Below are 16558 nucleotides of genomic sequence, written 5' to 3' on the forward strand. Positions count from 1 at the left end.
TACTGGGGATTCCTCAGCCCACCGGGAGAGGGAGAAAACCGGGCGTATCAGGCCGCGCTCTTTTTCTTTTTAAACGGTTTCTTCGCGCCACCACCGGGTGCAACCATGCCTCTGAACCGCTTCACCGGCGTGCTGCGCGCCTGATCGATCAGCTGGTAAAGCGTCCCCACCAGCGGCTGCATAAAGTCCTGATAGCGGCACTGCTTTTCGCTGATTTGCGTCAGCACGGATTCCCAGTGCGCGGTCATGTCCGGCCTTGCGGCCAGCTCCGGCAGGGAGTGTATGAGCGCCCGGCCCGGTTCCGTTGAGTGGATGTAGCGCCCCTTTTTCTCAAGAAAACCTCGCTTAAAGAGCAGCTCAATGATCCCCGCGCGGGTTGCTTCCGTTCCCAGTCCATCAGTGGCGCGCAGGATCTTCTTCAGATCTTTATCCTGCACAAAGCGGGCGATCCCGGTCATGGCCGACAACAGCGTTGCATCGGTGAAGTGGCGCGGCGGCTGGGTCTGACGTTCAACCACTTCGCCCTTCTCGCACAGCAGTTCGTCGTCTTTAGCGACCACCGGCAGCGGCGTGCCGTCGTTCTCCTCATCGCGCTCTTTGTTGCCGAGGAGCGTGCGCCAGCCTGCTTCTGCGAGGAAACGGGCTTTCGCAATGAATTTCCCTTTCGCGATTTCCAGTTCGATCACGCATTTACGGAAGACCGCGTCCGGGCAGAACTGCATCAGGTACTGACGGGCGATCAGGTTATAGACCTTCGCTTCGTTATCGGTCAGGTTGACGCTGCTGGCGCGCGCCGTCGGGATAATCGCGTGGTGGGCATCGACCTTTTTGTCGTCCCAGCAGCGGTTATGGGTGTCCGGATTGACGACGGACTGCGGGAGCAGATCCGGCGCGTGGACGCCGATGGCATTCATCACCGAGTGGCGTCCGGCAAAGTGCTCTTCCGGCAGATAGCGGCTGTCCGAACGTGGATAGGTGATCAGCTTGTGGGTTTCGTAGAGTTTCTGGCAGATATCCAGCACGTTCTGCGCGCTGAGGCCAAAGCGCTTCGCGGCCTCAATCTGCAGAGCAGAAAGGGAGAACGGCAGCGGCGCGGGTTCTGATTCCCGTTTATCGTTATAGCTGGTAACGATGGCCGGCTGGCCGGTAATACGGTTAACCACATGCTCCGCCAGCGGACGATGCAGCAAACGCCCCTCTTCATCCTGGTACGACTCGCAAGCGTCGCTCGGTTGCCAGACGGCGGTAAAGCGCTCGTCTTTAGGCGTGACGATATGCGCCTTCACTTCAAAGAAATCTTTGGCGACAAAGTTCTCGATCTCTTCGTCGCGACGCACCACCAGCCCCAGCACCGGCGTCTGCACGCGGCCCACGGAGAGTACGCCCTGATAGCCCGCGTTACGCCCGAGGATGGTGTAGGCGCGGGTCATGTTGATGCCGTACAGCCAGTCGGCGCGGGCGCGCGCTAAAGCAGAGACGCACAGCGGAATAAACTCGCTATTGGAACGCAGGCGCGAGATCGCCCGCTCAACGGCCTGCGGGTTGAGGTCGTTGATCAGGCAGCGCTGCACCTGCTGACGCTTTTCCGGCGCCAGCTCAAGATAGTCCAGCACTTCGTCCACCAGCAGCTGCCCTTCTCTGTCCGGGTCACCTGCGTGGACCACTTCCGTCGCCTCATGCAGGAAGCGCTTAATAACGTTGAGCTGTTTGGTGACGGACGGACGAGGCTGAAGACGCCACTTTTCCGGCACGATGGGCAGATCGTTGAGGTTCCAGCGGGCGTAGCGGCTGTCGTAGACGTCCGGCTGCGCCTGTTCAAGCAGGTGGCCGATACACCAGGTGACCACCTGCCCGTTACCGCATTCGATAAAGCCGTCGCCTTTGCGATGCGGTTTAGGCAGCACGTCGGCGATGGCACGGGCCAGGCTCGGCTTTTCGGCAATAAACAACCGCATCGAATTAACGGATCTCAATCATCGGTCGGCCGCCGCGGGCGGTCACCAGTTCGCCGATCGCCGTCAGGGTGATGCCAAACTCGGCGGCGGTTGCCTGAACTTCGGCTTCGGATTCCGGCGTCACCGCCAGCAGCAGGCCGCCGGAGGTTTGCGGATCGCACAGCAGGTTGCGCCACGCCTCAGGCATTTCGCCCATCAGGTGACCGTAGCTGGCGAAGTTGCGCTGGGTACCGCCCGGAACCGCGCCCTGGGCAATGTACTCTTCCACGCCAGGCAGCTTCGGCACGTCCTGATACCAGACCTGCGCCTGCACGCCCGCCCCCTGACAGACTTCAGAGAGGTGCCCCAGCAGGCCAAAACCGGTGACGTCGGTCATCGCGTTTACGCCGTCGATATTGGCGAACGCCGCGCCGGCGAGGTTCATCTGGCACATGACTTCCGTCGCCAGACCTTTGTGCTCCGGTTTGAGCAGGGATTTTTTCTCAGCGGTGGTGAGCACACCAATGCCCAGCGGCTTGGTGAGGAACAGCTTGCAGCCCGCCTGCGCGGTGCTGTTGCGCTTCACGCGCTCGGTCGGCACCACGCCGGTAACGGCCAGGCCGAAGATCGGCTCTGGCGCATCAATCGAGTGGCCGCCGGCCAGCGCAATCCCCGCCTGCTGGCAGGCGAAACGCCCGCCATCAATCACCTCGCGGGCGATTTCCGGTGGAATGGTGTTGATCGGCCAGCCCAGAATGGCGATGGCCATGATCGGCTTACCGCCCATGGCGAAGATATCGCTGATGGCGTTGGTGGCCGCGATGCGCCCGAAGTCGAACGGGTTATCAACAATCGGCATAAAGAAGTCAGTGGTGCTGATAATGCTGGTGCCGTTACCTAAGTCATAAACCGCCGCATCGTCACGCGTTTCGTTGCCGACAAGCAGGTTCGGGTCGACAAACTTCGCCTGTTCACTGTGCAGAATGGTCTCCAGCACTTTCGGGGAAATTTTACAACCGCAACCGGCTCCGTGGCTGTACTGCGTTAAACGAATGGTTTGCTCGCTCATGGACGTCTCCTGTCATCTCAATCGCGCTATGGTAGCGCTCATTCCATAAAGAGGTAAGTATGACTGTCTGAATTCTGCGGCGGATGCTCAGAATCCAGACAGTTTAGCGCGTGTAATTAAAAACGGCTGACGAAAGGCGTGGTGTCCGGCACGCTAATGGTGCTGGAGGCTTTAAGCTGCGGGGTGCCGAGGTAAAGGAAACCGACAATTTTGTCGTGCTCACCGCAGGAGAATCCTGCCCGCACTGCGGCGCTCTCGGTCAGCGGCCCGGTGCGCCAGATACCGTTAAAACCCTGCGCAACGGCGGCCATCTGCATCGCCATCACCGCACAGCCGGCAGACATTTCCTGCTCCCAGACCGGCACCTTATGGTCGGCCTGGCATTTCGCCACGACAGCGATAATCATCGGGGCGCGGAACGGCGCGTTACGCGCCTTGTCGATACCTTTCTCATCCTGCCCGGCGGCCACTGCCCCCTGCTCCAGCAGTTGACTGAAGCGATCGCGGCCTTCGCCTTCAATCACAAAGAAGTGCCACGGCTGCAGTGTGCCATGATCCGGCGCACGCATACCGGCACGCAGAATGTTTTCCAGCTGCTCGCCCGCTGGGGCAGGTTCGGCCAGACGTGACGCGCTACGACGGTTAACAAGCAGTTCGAGTGCATCCATTGGTTAACTCCTTTCTTGAAATTTACTCACAAAATTAACACGACGGCAGATTTTGTTACAGCCTGGCAGGCGATTCCTGCTGACAAGTGGCGGTTGGGTCATTACGATAACCCAACATTACCGTCCAGTGGCGACGGAAACAGTCATTTTCTGGTTAGGGAGAATACATGCGAACCCTTTGGCGAATCTTTGCCGGTTTCTTTAAATGGACGTGGCGACTGCTCAACTTCGTCCGCAACCTGGTGATGAACATCTTCTTCATCCTGCTGGTTCTGGTTTGCGCGGGCATCTGGATGCATATCAGCAACGCGAATCAGGCGCAGCATTCGACTCGTGGGGCCCTGTTACTCGATATCACCGGCGTGATCGTTGATAAACCGTCCACCAGCAATCGTCTGGGGGTGATCGGCCGCCAGCTGTTTGGCGCGACGTCAGACCGCCTGCAGGAGAACTCCCTGTTCGATATCGTCGATACTATCCGTCAGGCCAAAGACGACCGAAACATCACCGGGATCGTGCTGGATCTGAAAGATTTTGCCGGCGGCGACCAGCCTTCTATGCAGTACATCGGTAAAGCGCTGCGCGAGTTCCGCGACAGCGGCAAGCCGGTGATTGCCGTGGGCGACAGCTACAGCCAGGGGCAATATTATCTGGCAAGCTTCGCCAATAAGATCTGGCTTTCGCCGCAGGGAACGGTCGATCTGCACGGTTTTGCCACCAACGGCCTGTACTACAAATCACTGCTCGATAAGCTGAAGGTCACCACCCACGTCTTCCGCGTCGGCACCTATAAATCTGCCGTGGAGCCGTTTATCCGCGACGATATGTCCCCTGCCGCCCGTGAAGCGGACAGCCGCTGGATTGGCGAGCTGTGGCAGAACTATCTGGGTACCGTTGCCGCTAACCGTCAAATTACCGCTGAGCAGGTGTTCCCTGGCGCTCGCGGCGTGCTGGATGGACTGCGCAAGGTCGACGGTGATACCGCGAAATATGCGCTCGACAACAAGCTGGTTGACGCGCTGGGCACCAGTGCAGATATCGAAAAAGCCCTGACCAAACAGTTTGGCTGGAGCAAAGAGGACAAAAACTACAGCGCCATCAGCATGTATGACTATGCTGCGAAAAAGCCGGACGACAGCGGCGACAGCGTAGCCGTGGTGTTTGCTAACGGCGCTATCATGGACGGTCAGGAAACCCCGGGGAACGTCGGCGGTGATACTACCGCGTCGCAAATTCGCGATGCACGCCTTGACCCGAAAGTGAAAGCGATTGTCCTGCGGGTGAACAGCCCTGGCGGCAGCGTTAGCGCTTCCGAAGTGATCCGCGCCGAGCTGGCCGCAGCGCGTGCCGCCGGCAAGCCGATCGTCGTATCCATGGGCGGCATGGCCGCGTCTGGTGGGTACTGGATCTCCACGCCTGCCAACTATATTGTGGCGAACCCAAGCACGCTGACCGGCTCGATTGGCATCTTCGGGGTGATTAACACCGTGGAAAACAGCCTGGATTATCTGGGCGTGCATACCGATGGTGTTTCCACGTCGCCGCTGGCGGATGTGTCGATGACCAAATCTCTGCCGCCGGAAGTTTCAGAGATGATGCAGCTGAGCATTGAGAACGGCTATAAACGCTTTATCACGCTGGTTGCCGACTCGCGTAAGAAGACGCCGGAACAGATCGACCAGATTGCTCAGGGCCACGTCTGGACCGGACAGGATGCGAAGAGTAACGGTCTGGTCGACAGCCTGGGCGACTTCGACGACGCGGTGAAGAAAGCCGCCGAACTGGCGAAGCTCAAGCAGTGGCACGTTGAGTATTATCAGGACGAACCGTCGTTCTTCGATATGGTGATGGACAGCATGTCCGTCTCCGTACGGGCCATGCTGCCGGAGGCGCTGCAGGCGTACCTGCCGGCCCCGGTGACCACGGCTGCGAAAGCGATGAAGGCGGAAAGCGATAAGCTTGCGGCCTTTAACGATCCACAAAGTCGTTACGCGTTTTGCCTGACCTGCGCGAACGTCCGTTAAAAACCGTCCCCTCTTCCCGTGAAGAGGGGATTTTTTTCTTTTGAAGAACAAGAACTCACTACCATGCAGAAGAAATCGATTTATGTAGCCTACACTGGCGGTACCATCGGTATGCAGCGCTCTGAAAATGGCTATATCCCCGTCTCCGGCCATCTGCAGCGTCAGCTTGCGCTGATGCCTGAATTCCACCGCCCGGAAATGCCTGACTTCACCATCCACGAATACGAGCCGCTGATGGACTCCTCCGACATGACGCCGGAAGACTGGCAGCACATCGCGGATGACATTAAAGCCCATTACGACCAGTACGACGGCTTCGTGATCCTGCACGGCACCGACACCATGGCGTTCACCGCTTCGGCGCTCTCCTTCATGCTGGAGAACCTGAGCAAGCCGGTGATCGTCACCGGGTCGCAAATACCGCTGGCGGAGCTGCGCTCGGACGGGCAGATCAACCTGCTGAACTCCCTGTACGTGGCGGCGAATTACCCGATCAACGAAGTGTCGCTGTTCTTTAACAATCGCCTGTATCGCGGCAACCGCACCACCAAAGCCCATGCCGACGGTTTTGACGCCTTTGCCTCCCCTAACCTGCAGCCGCTGCTGGAAGCGGGTATTCATATCCGTCGGCTGGGAACGCCTCCGGCACCGAACACCGCCGGCGAGCTGATTGTGCATCCGATTACTCCACAACCGATTGGCGTGGTCACCATCTATCCGGGCATCTCCGCGGACGTGGTGCGCAACTTCCTGCGCCAGCCGGTGAAAGCGCTGATCCTCCGTTCCTATGGCGTCGGCAACGCTCCGCAGAACGGCGAATTTCTGAAGGAGCTTCAGGAAGCCAGCGAGCGCGGAATTGTGGTGGTAAACCTGACTCAGTGTATGTCCGGTAAAGTGAATATGGGCGGCTATGCCACCGGCAACGCGCTGGCGCACGCGGGGGTGATCAGCGGCTTCGATATGACCGTTGAGGCGACGCTGACTAAACTTCATTATTTACTGAGTCAGGATCTGGACATTCAGTCCATTCGCCGCGCAATGATGCAAAACCTTCGCGGCGAGCTGACCCCGGACGAATAAGGAGCTCTCATGAAGCAACGCGCCCTGCTACTGGTCGATTTGCAAAATGATTTCTGCGCGGGCGGCGCGCTGGCCGTCGCCGAAGGTGACAGTACCGTTGACGTGTCAAATACCCTGATTGACTGGTGCAAAGCCCGCGGTGAAGCGGTTGTCGCCAGCCAGGACTGGCACCCGGCGAACCACGGCAGCTTTGCCAGCCAGCACAACGTTGAGCCTTTCACCCAGGGTGAACTCGACGGTCTGGCGCAAACCTTCTGGCCGGATCACTGCGTGCAGCAGACCGAAGGAGCGGAGCTGCACCCGCTTCTGAATCAGAAGGCCATCGACGCGGTGTTCCATAAAGGTGAAAACCCGGCTATCGACAGCTACAGCGCGTTTTTCGATAACGGGCATCGCCAGAAGACGGCGCTGGACGCGTGGTTACGTCACCATGAAATCACGGAGCTGATCGTGCTGGGTCTGGCGACGGATTACTGCGTGAAGTTTACCGTGCTGGACGCGCTCCAGCTGGGTTATACCGTTAGCGTCATCACCGACGGCTGTCGCGGGGTGAACATCCAACCACAGGACAGCACCCAGGCGTTTATGGATATGGCCGCCGAAGGTGCAACGCTGTATACGCTGGCAGACTGGCAGGAAACGCAGGCGTAGCCTTTTAAGCCGGGTGGCGCTGACGCTTACCCGGCAAACCCCCTCCCCAATCCCCATAAAGTGAACTCCCTCGCATCCTCAGCGAAGCGGCAATGCTATTCTCTTCAGGCTGTTTTTTCGCCACGCCTTTTCTGTGGCGTGGTTATTTTTATTAAGTCAAAGAGGAACTTGTATGAAACGTTTGCCCCTGCTGGCAGCATTACCCTTGCTTTGCGCGTCGCTTGCTTCCGCCGCACCTCTGATGTCCGTGGGCTACTTTAACGGGGGTGGTGACGTCACCGCCGGACCGGGTGGCGATATCAATAAACTGGACGTTCGCCAGATCACCCACCTGAACTACTCGTTTGGTCTGGTCTATAACGACGAAAAAGACGAGACCAACCCCGCGCTGAAAGATCCGGCGAAGCTGCATCAAATCTGGCTGTCGCCAAAAGTGGCGTCCGATCTGGCCTTAATCCCCACTCTGCGTAAGCAAAACCCAAACCTGAAAGTCCTGCTCTCCGTTGGCGGCTGGGGGGCACGCGGTTTCTCTGGCGCAGCGGCAACCCAGGAGAGTCGCGCGGTGTTTATCCGCTCCGCGAAGGAAATTGTTGAGAAATACGGTCTGGACGGGATCGATCTCGACTGGGAATATCCGGTCAACGGCGCGTGGGGGCTGGTTGCAAGCCAGCCCGCCGACAGGGATAACTTCACCGCCCTGCTGAAAGAGATGCGCGACGCGTTCGGGCAGAAAAAGCTGGTGACCATTGCGGTGGGCGCGAATGCGGAAAGTCCGAAAAGCTGGGTGGATGTCAAAGCCATCGCCCCGCTCCTCGACTACATCAACCTGATGACCTACGACATGGCGTACGGGACACAGTACTTCAACGCGAACCTGTATGACTCCAGCGCCTGGCCAACGGTGGCTGCCGCCGACAAATACAGCGTCGATTTTGTGGTGAACAACTATCTGGCCGCCGGACTTAAGCCGAAGCAGATGAACCTCGGGATCGGTTTTTACGGCCGCGTACCGAAACGTGCGGTTGAACCGGGCATTGACTGGAGCAAGCCGGACGCGCAAAAAAATCCGGTCACACAGCCCTACTTTGGACCGCAAGAGGTCGCCCTGTTTAAGTCGCTCGGCTATGACCTGACTAAAGATACCTACGTGAAGTACAACGATATCGTGAAGAAGCTGCTGAACGATCCGCAGAAGCATTTTACCGAGCACTGGGACGACCAGGCGAAGGTACCGTGGCTCTCGATAAAGGGTGCCGATGGCAACGCGCTGTTTGCGATTTCGTATGAGAATCCGCGTTCTGTCGCGATCAAGGCGGACTACATCAAAGAGAAAGGCCTCGCCGGGGCGATGTTCTGGGAGTACGGAGCGGACGACAACAATCAGTTAGCGAAACAGCTGGCGGAGTCGCTCGGGATCCCGCATAAGTAGTAAGGCACCAGGCCCTCTCCCACAGAGAGAGGGCCTGGTGAGGGCATCAACCCGCACCGTTATTGCATTTTGATCGTCGCAATCGGCTTCGGCGTGATGCCAAAATCTTCCTTCAGCTCGCGCTTGCTCTTCATCACCATCTGACCGTTAGTGTCGATAGTCATGTGTTGCGCATCGGTGTTATTGCGCGCCTGCCACAGCATCACCAGCTGCAAACTGTTCTCTTTTTGCTCAGGCGTGAGCGCTACACCGTCCGGCCATTTTCCCAGCTCAACGGCGGTCACCAGACGCTGATAAACTTCCGGGGTCATCCCGTTAATCATGTCCTCAATATTCACGATCTCTCCCTTTCAAAGGAATAATTTGCTGAATCGTTTTTTCAACCCTTAATCTGGTCGCCGTTTTCATCATCGGTGAAGCTCATTGAGGCTGAATTCACGCAGAAACGCTCACCCGTTGGCTGAGGACCGTCCGGGAAGACGTGCCCCAGGTGCGCGTCGCAGTTACCGCAGCGAATTTCCGTGCGCACCATACCGTGCGACGAGTCGGTCAGATACCGGATTGCGTCATCGCTCACCGGCTCGTAAAAGCTCGGCCAGCCGCAGCCGGAGTCGTATTTCGTTTGTGAATTGAACAGCGGGGCATCGCAGACCAGACAGTGATAGACACCGTCTCGCTTGTTGTGCAGTAATCGCCCGGTAAATGGCGGCTCCGTGCCGTGATTCTGGGTCACGTAAAACTGCATTTCGGTAAGGTTTTTTTTCAGATCGTCAGGTTTATGTTGGTTCGACATATGCTTACATCTCGCTGTAGAAACAGACATCTTTTAACCCGGATTCTAACAAAACATTAACACCCTTGCGTGCACTTTTGTTCTAAACTTATGTGTCGCGAAAAGGCGGTCAGGCAATTGTGATCACGTTCACATTTTTATCCTGCGAGGACTTTAAAATTCCGGGCGCAGCCCCCATGTGGTTGCAAGCTCAAAGGGAAAGTGAGGCGAGTCAGTCGCACAAACGTTAGTCACAGGATTGATTTGTCGCAATGATTGACACGATTCCGCTTGACGCTGCGTAAGGTTTTTGTAATTTTACAGGCAACCTTTTATTCACTAACAAATAGCTGGTGGAATATATGACTATCAAAGTAGGTATCAACGGTTTTGGCCGTATCGGCCGTATTGTTTTCCGTGCTGCTCAGAAACGTTCTGACATCGAAATCGTTGGTATCAACGATCTCCTGGACGCTGAATACATGGCGTACATGCTGAAGTACGACTCAACTCACGGTCGTTTCGACGGCACCGTTGAAGTGAAAGACGGCCACCTGGTTGTTAACGGCAAAACCATCCGCGTTACTGCTGAGAAAGACCCAGCTAACCTGAAATGGAACGAAATCGGTGTTGACGTTGTTGCTGAAGCAACCGGTATCTTCCTGACCGACGAAACTGCACGTAAACACATCACTGCGGGTGCGAAGAAAGTTGTTCTGACTGGTCCTTCCAAAGACAACACCCCAATGTTCGTTCGCGGTGCAAACTTCGAAACTTACGCTGGCCAGGACATCGTTTCTAACGCATCTTGCACCACCAACTGCCTGGCACCGCTGGCTAAAGTAATCAACGACAACTTCGGCATCATCGAAGGTCTGATGACTACCGTTCACGCGACCACCGCTACTCAAAAAACCGTTGACGGCCCGTCTCACAAAGACTGGCGCGGCGGCCGTGGCGCGGCTCAGAACATCATCCCATCCTCTACCGGTGCTGCTAAAGCTGTAGGTAAAGTACTGCCAGAACTGAATGGCAAACTGACTGGTATGGCGTTCCGCGTTCCAACTCCTAACGTATCCGTTGTTGACCTGACCGTTCGTCTGGAAAAGGCTGCTTCTTATGAAGAAATTAAGAAAGCAATCAAAGCTGCTTCCGAAGGCCCAATGAAAGGCGTTCTGGGTTACACCGAAGACGACGTTGTATCTACCGATTTCAACGGCGAAGTGTGCACTTCCGTGTTCGATGCTAAAGCAGGTATCGCACTGAACGACAACTTCGTGAAACTGGTTTCCTGGTACGACAACGAAACCGGCTACTCTAACAAAGTACTGGACCTGATCGCTCACATCTCCAAATAAGTTGAGATGAGTGTTTGATCCAAAAAGGCGACTTCGGTCGCCTTTTTTATTGTTTTTTAGACAGAGGATTGCTTAATGATAAATAAAATTTTTGCACTTCCGGTAGTCGAACAACTTACCCCTGTGCTCTCCCGCCGTCAGATTGACGGTGCCGACGTTATCGTCGTTGACCACCCGCGCGTTAAAGCCTCCGTGGCGCTGAACGGCGCACACCTGCTCTCCTGGAAACCGGAAGGCGAAGCGGAAGCGCTGTGGCTGAGTGACGCCACCTCGTTCAAAAAAGGGGATGCGATTCGCGGCGGCGTACCGATCTGCTGGCCGTGGTTTGGCCCGTCCGCACAGCCGGGTTTGCCTTCTCACGGTTTCGCCCGTAACCAGCAGTGGACGCTGAAAGCGCATAACGAAGACGACAACGGCGCAGTGCTGACCTTTGAGCTGCAGGCTAATGATGAAACCCGCGCCCTGTGGCCGCATGATTTCACCCTGTATGCCCGATTCAAACTGGGTCAAAGCTGCGAGATTGAGCTGGAAGCCCACGGCGAGTTCGAGACCACCTCTGCCCTGCATACCTACTTCAACGTGGGTGACATCAATGCAGTGAAGGTGAGCGGCCTGGGCGATACCTTTATCGACAAAGTTGATAACGCGAAGGAAGGTAAGCTGAGCGACGGCGTTCAGGCGTTCCCTGACCGTACTGACCGCGTCTATCTGCATCCGGAAGCGTGCAGCTTGGTCCACGACGGTGCTCTGAACCGCGGCATTGAGGTGGTTCATCACCATCATAGCAACGTGGTGGGCTGGAACCCAGGGCCTGCACTCTCCATCAGCATGGCCGACATCCCTGATGACGGTTACAAAACGTTCGTCTGCGTGGAAACAGCCTGCGTGACGACCCCGCAAAAAGCGAGCGAGGAAAAGCCGTCTCGTTTAGGGCAGACAATTCGCATCGTTAAGCGATAAGGTCGCTGCACCACACCAAAGCAAACGGGGCGCAAGCGCCCCGTTTTGATGCAATGATTGCACCGCAATAATGCACAATCAGAACTTGTAGGTCACACCCACCGAGAAGATGCCAGCCCAGGACTTATCAACCATCGGGCTATCCTTCACTTCGTCGCTCAGACGCTCGTAACGGCCGGTACCGTAGACGCTCCAGTCGCCGAGGAAGTTATAGCTCGCGGTCAGCTCCAGGTAAGGATCCCAGCCATCATCGGCGCTGTAGCTTTTCAGCCCACTGCGGCGGGACTCGTTTTTAGAGACGCCGTAGTAATAGTCGTTGTAGTTTTCACTGTTGTACTGCACGCCGATACCCGGCGTCAGGGTGAGCCCACCGTTGGTATAGCGATACAACCACGCCAGATCCCAGATAAAGCCGTTGCTGTTATCCAGCGTATCACCCGCTAGTGCCGTACGCAGGAAGCCATACTGGGTGTTATGCACATAAGAGAGGCCGGCCATCATTGAGCTTTTACGCTTGTCGAGCTGGCGAAGCGCGTGGCTGTCGCTGTCGCCTGGCTTGAAGTGCGTTGGATCGTAGTAGGCCATGATAGAAAGCTTATCGGCCGTATCGTTCCACAGATAGTAGCCGCCGCCGAGACCGCGGAACCAGAAGTTATCGCCTTCATAGGTGATAACGGGTACAGGATAAACATCGCGGTCATACTGTTTGTATGGGCTGTTAATGACGCCAACGCCCGCACCCACCGTCCACTGACTTTCCGCCTGAGCGGTGCTAACTGCGGTCACGGCAAGGATGCCCAATGCCAGAAGTTTGAGTTTGGTCACAATCCATTCTTTCCTGTAGTCAAATAATCAGCGGGTGAAGTGTAACCGCCATTCCCGTACATCCCAAAATTTTTTGCCTGCTAATCAGTCTGATTAACCCATTATTTTTAACTTTTCAGATGACAACCCGCTTTCATTTATATGAACGATGCATGAAAAACGTGCTTAAGCCTTATAACCAGGGTGGAAATTTTTGGATGAGTTATTGATATGTCATTGAAATTAGTTTTTCTCAGCATGCAAGTTTGGCAAATGCCATCTACGCTTAAATTTAAGAAGAGTTTTCCTGAACACCTGCGGTTCTTAGCGTCTGACCTGGCACACAGGTTGCTGCTCTGGCAGTGGGGTGCGAGAGATTCTCTTCCGGGAGCCTCCACTACTCATACGAACGGCTCTTATCCTGTGCTAAAAAACGAAAGGACGGCATGCCATGAATATATTCGATCACTATCGCCAGCGCTACGAAGCTGCCAAGGACGAAGAGTTCACACTGCAGGAGTTTCTTACCATTTGTCGGCAAGATCGCAGTGCCTATGCCAATGCGGCAGAACGGCTATTGATGGCTATCGGTGAGCCAAACATGGTTGATACTGCCCTGGAGCCACGGCTTTCCCGTCTATTTTCGAATCGGGTGGTCGCCCGATATCCGGCGTTCGAAGAGTTCTATGGTATGGAAGATGCCATTGAACAGATTGTCTCCTATCTGAAGCATGCCGCCCAGGGTCTGGAAGAGAAGAAACAGATCCTCTATTTACTCGGCCCCGTCGGCGGCGGTAAATCCTCGCTGGCTGAACGCCTGAAGTCGCTGATGCAGCGCGTACCGATTTACGTGCTGAGCGCCAACGGCGAACGCAGCCCGGTGAACGACCATCCGCTGTGCCTGTTTAACCCGCAGGAAGATGCGCAAATTCTGGATAAAGAGTTTGGCATCCCGCGTCGCTACCTCGGCACCATTATGTCGCCGTGGGCGGCAAAACGCCTGCACGAATTTGGCGGTGATATCACCAAATTCCGCGTCGTGAAAGTGTGGCCATCCATCCTGGAGCAGATCGCTATCGCCAAAACGGAACCGGGTGATGAGAACAACCAGGATATCTCGGCGCTGGTGGGTAAAGTCGATATCCGTAAGCTGGAAAACTTCGCACAAAACGACCCGGATGCCTATGGCTATTCTGGTGCGCTGTGCCGCGCCAACCAGGGGATTATGGAATTCGTCGAGATGTTTAAAGCACCGATCAAAGTGCTGCATCCTCTGCTGACGGCGACCCAGGAAGGGAACTACAACGGGACGGAAGGTATCTCCGCCCTGCCGTTTAACGGGATTATTCTCGCCCACTCGAACGAATCGGAATGGGTAACCTTCCGTAATAACAAAAACAATGAGGCCTTCCTTGACCGCGTGTACATCGTCAAGGTGCCTTATTGCCTGCGGATCTCCGAAGAGATCAAAATTTACGAAAAACTGCTTAACCACAGTGAGCTGGTGCATGCGCCATGCGCTCCTGGCACGCTGGAAACGCTCTCGCGCTTCTCCATCCTGTCGCGCCTGAAAGAGCCGGAAAACTCCAGCATCTATTCGAAAATGCGCGTCTACGACGGTGAAAGCCTGAAAGATACCGACCCGAAAGCGAAATCGTACCAGGAATACCGCGATTACGCCGGGGTTGATGAAGGGATGAACGGCCTCTCCACGCGTTTCGCGTTTAAGATCCTCTCCCGGGTCTTTAACTTCGACCACGCGGAAGTGGCGGCCAACCCGGTTCATCTGTTCTACGTCCTGGAGCAGCAAATCGAGCGCGAGCAGTTCCCGCAGGAGCAGGCTGAACGCTACCTTGAGTTCCTGAAAGGCTATCTGATCCCGAAATACGCCGAGTTCATTGGCAAAGAGATCCAGACGGCCTATCTGGAATCCTATTCAGAATACGGGCAGAACATTTTCGACCGCTACGTCACCTATGCTGACTTCTGGATCCAGGATCAGGAGTACCGCGACCCGGATACCGGCCAGCTGTTTGATCGTGAATCCCTGAACGCGGAGCTGGAAAAAATCGAGAAGCCTGCCGGGATCAGCAACCCGAAAGACTTCCGTAATGAGATTGTGAACTTCGTCCTGCGCGCCAGAGCGCATAATAACGGGCGCAATCCGAACTGGACCAGCTACGAGAAGCTGCGCACGGTTATTGAGAAGAAAATGTTCTCCAATACCGAAGAGCTGCTGCCGGTGATCTCGTTTAACACCAAAACCTCAACCGACGAGCAGAAGAAACACGACGATTTTGTCGACCGTATGATGGAAAAAGGCTACACCCGCAAACAGGTTCGCCTGCTCTGCGAATGGTATCTGCGCGTGCGTAAATCGTCCTAAAACAAGTGCCCGGTAGCGCCTGCGCCTGCCGGGCCAACAAAAACGCAAGTTGGCAAATGCAGTACGGGGGGTATATGACCTGGTTTATTGACCGGCGTCTTAACGGCAAAAACAAGAGCACTGTGAACCGCCAGCGCTTCTTGCGCCGTTATAAAGCGCAAATTAAACAGTCGATCTCCGAGGCCATCAACAAACGCTCGGTGACCGACGTCGACAGCGGCGAGTCTGTCTCCATCCCTACCGATGACATCAGCGAACCGATGTTTCATCAGGGGCGCGGCGGCCTGCGCCATCGCGTTCATCCAGGTAACGACCACTTCGTTCAGAACGACAGAATTGAGCGCCCTCAGGGCGGCGGCGGTGGTTCAGGAAGCGGTCAGGGGCAGGCCAGCCAGGACGGTGAAGGCCAGGATGAGTTCGTTTTCCAGATTTCGAAAGATGAATATCTCGACCTGCTGTTTGAGGACCTTGCGCTGCCGAATCTGAAAAAGAATCAGCATCGTCAGCTTAACGAGTATAAAACCCATCGCGCGGGCTATACCGCTAACGGCGTGCCCGCCAATATCAGCGTTGTGCGTTCGTTGCAGAATTCTCTGGCGCGCCGCACGGCCATGACGGCAGGCAAACGTCGCGAACTGCGCGAGCTGGAGAGCAGCCTGAAGGTCGTGGAAAACACGGAGCCGGCGCAGCTGCTGGAAGAGGAGCGCCTGCGTAAAGAGATTGCCGAGCTAAGAGCGAAGATCGACCGCGTGCCGTTTATCGATACCTTCGACCTGCGCTACAAGAACTACGAAAAACGTCCTGAACCCTCCAGCCAGGCGGTCATGTTCTGTCTGATGGACGTCTCCGGCTCGATGGACCAGGCCACCAAGGATATGGCGAAGCGTTTCTACATCCTGCTCTACCTGTTCCTGAGCAGAACCTATAAGAACGTGGAAGTGGTCTATATCCGCCATCACACCCAGGCCAAAGAGGTGGATGAACATGAGTTCTTCTACTCCCAGGAGACCGGGGGGACCATCGTATCAAGCGCCCTGAAGCTGATGGATGAAGTAGTGAAAGAGCGTTACGACCCGGCGCAGTGGAACATTTATGCGGCGCAGGCGTCGGATGGCGACAACTGGGCCGACGACTCACCGCTATGTCACGAGATCCTGGCGAAGAAAATTCTGCCGGTGGTGCGTTACTACAGCTATATCGAAATCACCCGTCGTGCCCACCAAACCCTGTGGCGGGAATATGAACATCTGCAGTCCATGTTCGATAACTTTGCCATGCAGCATATCCGCGATCAGGATGATATTTATCCTGTGTTCAGGGAGCTGTTCCACAAGCAATCTGCTACCAGCAACGCATAACCCAACAGCCAGCGAATCCGCTGGCTGTTTTCTTTCGACCCCGTTTATCCCGTGCTAATGTAGCA

The 16558-nt window shown here is 55.9% G+C and carries 14 protein-coding genes; 8 read left to right on the forward strand and 6 right to left on the reverse strand.

The window, feature by feature from the left end; genetic code table 11:
• Positions 1-47 precede the first annotated feature (47 nt).
• The 3 genes from INF73_RS18250 to INF73_RS18260 form a co-directional block, all read right to left on the reverse strand.
• Positions 48-1955, reverse strand: a complete 1908-nt coding sequence (locus INF73_RS18250; protein ID WP_045261603.1) for a DNA topoisomerase III — start codon at positions 1953-1955, stop codon at positions 48-50.
• A gap of 4 nt (positions 1956-1959) precedes the next feature.
• Positions 1960-3003: a selenide, water dikinase SelD gene (gene selD / locus INF73_RS18255; protein WP_193540694.1), complete on the reverse strand. Its 1044-nt coding sequence runs from the start codon at positions 3001-3003 to the stop codon at positions 1960-1962.
• A 116-nt stretch (positions 3004-3119) separates the two neighbouring features.
• Entirely contained in the window at positions 3120-3671 is a 552-nt protein-coding gene (locus INF73_RS18260) for an NAD(P)H nitroreductase (RefSeq protein WP_045261605.1), read from the reverse strand.
• A 167-nt stretch (positions 3672-3838) separates the two neighbouring features.
• Between INF73_RS18260 and sppA the strand changes: the two genes are divergently transcribed.
• From sppA to INF73_RS18280, 4 genes are all read left to right on the forward strand, one after another.
• Positions 3839-5695 carry a signal peptide peptidase SppA gene (gene sppA, locus INF73_RS18265; protein WP_028012775.1) on the forward strand — a complete coding sequence of 619 codons (1857 nt, stop codon included), beginning with the start codon at positions 3839-3841 and terminating at the stop codon, positions 5693-5695.
• Positions 5696-5758: 63 nt separating this feature from the next.
• Entirely contained in the window at positions 5759-6775 is a 1017-nt protein-coding gene (gene ansA / locus INF73_RS18270; protein ID WP_028012774.1) for an asparaginase, read from the forward strand.
• A gap of 9 nt (positions 6776-6784) precedes the next feature.
• The gene (gene pncA, locus INF73_RS18275) at positions 6785-7426 is read left to right on the forward strand and encodes a bifunctional nicotinamidase/pyrazinamidase (protein ID WP_193540687.1); all 642 of its coding nucleotides are present in this window, start codon (positions 6785-6787) and stop codon (positions 7424-7426) included.
• Positions 7427-7598: 172 nt separating this feature from the next.
• Positions 7599-8855 carry a glycoside hydrolase family 18 protein gene (locus INF73_RS18280; protein ID WP_193540685.1) on the forward strand — a complete coding sequence of 419 codons (1257 nt, stop codon included), beginning with the start codon at positions 7599-7601 and terminating at the stop codon, positions 8853-8855.
• Positions 8856-8914: 59 nt separating this feature from the next.
• Here the strand turns inward: INF73_RS18280 and INF73_RS18285 are convergent, their stop codons facing one another.
• Together INF73_RS18285 and msrB are read right to left on the reverse strand one after the other, a co-directional pair.
• Complete coding sequence (locus tag INF73_RS18285) at positions 8915-9193, reverse strand: YeaC family protein (protein WP_028012771.1); 279 nt, start codon at positions 9191-9193, stop codon at positions 8915-8917.
• A 41-nt stretch (positions 9194-9234) separates the two neighbouring features.
• On the reverse strand, positions 9235-9648 hold the full coding sequence (gene msrB / locus INF73_RS18290; RefSeq protein WP_193540683.1) for a peptide-methionine (R)-S-oxide reductase MsrB: 414 nt from the start codon (positions 9646-9648) through the stop codon (positions 9235-9237).
• Positions 9649-9989: 341 nt separating this feature from the next.
• Between msrB and gapA the strand changes: the two genes are divergently transcribed.
• On the forward strand, positions 9990-10985 hold the full coding sequence (gapA, locus tag INF73_RS18295; protein ID WP_006809136.1) for a glyceraldehyde-3-phosphate dehydrogenase: 996 nt from the start codon (positions 9990-9992) through the stop codon (positions 10983-10985).
• A 75-nt stretch (positions 10986-11060) separates the two neighbouring features.
• Positions 11061-11945, forward strand: coding sequence for a D-hexose-6-phosphate mutarotase (locus INF73_RS18300; protein WP_193540681.1), 885 nt, complete (start codon positions 11061-11063; stop codon positions 11943-11945).
• A 78-nt stretch (positions 11946-12023) separates the two neighbouring features.
• On the opposite strand, the gene INF73_RS18305 is transcribed toward INF73_RS18300, so the two are convergent.
• Positions 12024-12770 carry a MipA/OmpV family protein gene (locus INF73_RS18305; protein WP_059356897.1) on the reverse strand — a complete coding sequence of 249 codons (747 nt, stop codon included), beginning with the start codon at positions 12768-12770 and terminating at the stop codon, positions 12024-12026.
• Between the two features lie 430 nt (positions 12771-13200).
• On the opposite strand from INF73_RS18305, the gene yeaG reads away from it, so the two are divergent.
• Positions 13201-15135, forward strand: a complete 1935-nt coding sequence (gene yeaG / locus INF73_RS18310; RefSeq protein ID WP_014883443.1) for a protein kinase YeaG — start codon at positions 13201-13203, stop codon at positions 15133-15135.
• A gap of 74 nt (positions 15136-15209) precedes the next feature.
• Positions 15210-16493 (forward strand): YeaH/YhbH family protein, encoded by a 1284-nt coding sequence (locus INF73_RS18315; RefSeq protein WP_028012767.1) that lies wholly within the window; start codon positions 15210-15212, stop codon positions 16491-16493.
• The last annotated feature ends 65 nt before the right edge of the window (positions 16494-16558 follow it).

Origin of the sequence: Enterobacter cloacae complex sp. P6RS (genome assembly GCF_014982245.1) — a bacterium.
GTDB classification, from domain to species: domain Bacteria; phylum Pseudomonadota; class Gammaproteobacteria; order Enterobacterales; family Enterobacteriaceae; genus Enterobacter; species Enterobacter bugandensis.

Excerpts from the sequence above, each read along its gene's own strand:
- INF73_RS18250 (WP_045261603.1), bottom strand. The coding sequence starts at position 1,955 with ATGCGGTTGTTTATTGCCGAAAAGCCGAGCCTGGCCCGTGCCATCGCC.
- selD (WP_193540694.1), bottom strand. The coding sequence starts at position 3,003 with ATGAGCGAGCAAACCATTCGTTTAACGCAGTACAGCCACGGAGCCGGT.
- INF73_RS18260 (WP_045261605.1), bottom strand. The coding sequence starts at position 3,671 with ATGGATGCACTCGAACTGCTTGTTAACCGTCGTAGCGCGTCACGTCTG.
- sppA (WP_028012775.1), top strand. The coding sequence starts at position 3,839 with ATGCGAACCCTTTGGCGAATCTTTGCCGGTTTCTTTAAATGGACGTGG.
- ansA (WP_028012774.1), top strand. The coding sequence starts at position 5,759 with ATGCAGAAGAAATCGATTTATGTAGCCTACACTGGCGGTACCATCGGT.
- pncA (WP_193540687.1), top strand. The coding sequence starts at position 6,785 with ATGAAGCAACGCGCCCTGCTACTGGTCGATTTGCAAAATGATTTCTGC.
- INF73_RS18280 (WP_193540685.1), top strand. The coding sequence starts at position 7,599 with ATGAAACGTTTGCCCCTGCTGGCAGCATTACCCTTGCTTTGCGCGTCG.
- msrB (WP_193540683.1), bottom strand. The coding sequence starts at position 9,648 with ATGTCGAACCAACATAAACCTGACGATCTGAAAAAAAACCTTACCGAA.
- gapA (WP_006809136.1), top strand. The coding sequence starts at position 9,990 with ATGACTATCAAAGTAGGTATCAACGGTTTTGGCCGTATCGGCCGTATT.
- INF73_RS18300 (WP_193540681.1), top strand. The coding sequence starts at position 11,061 with ATGATAAATAAAATTTTTGCACTTCCGGTAGTCGAACAACTTACCCCT.
- yeaG (WP_014883443.1), top strand. The coding sequence starts at position 13,201 with ATGAATATATTCGATCACTATCGCCAGCGCTACGAAGCTGCCAAGGAC.
- INF73_RS18315 (WP_028012767.1), top strand. The coding sequence starts at position 15,210 with ATGACCTGGTTTATTGACCGGCGTCTTAACGGCAAAAACAAGAGCACT.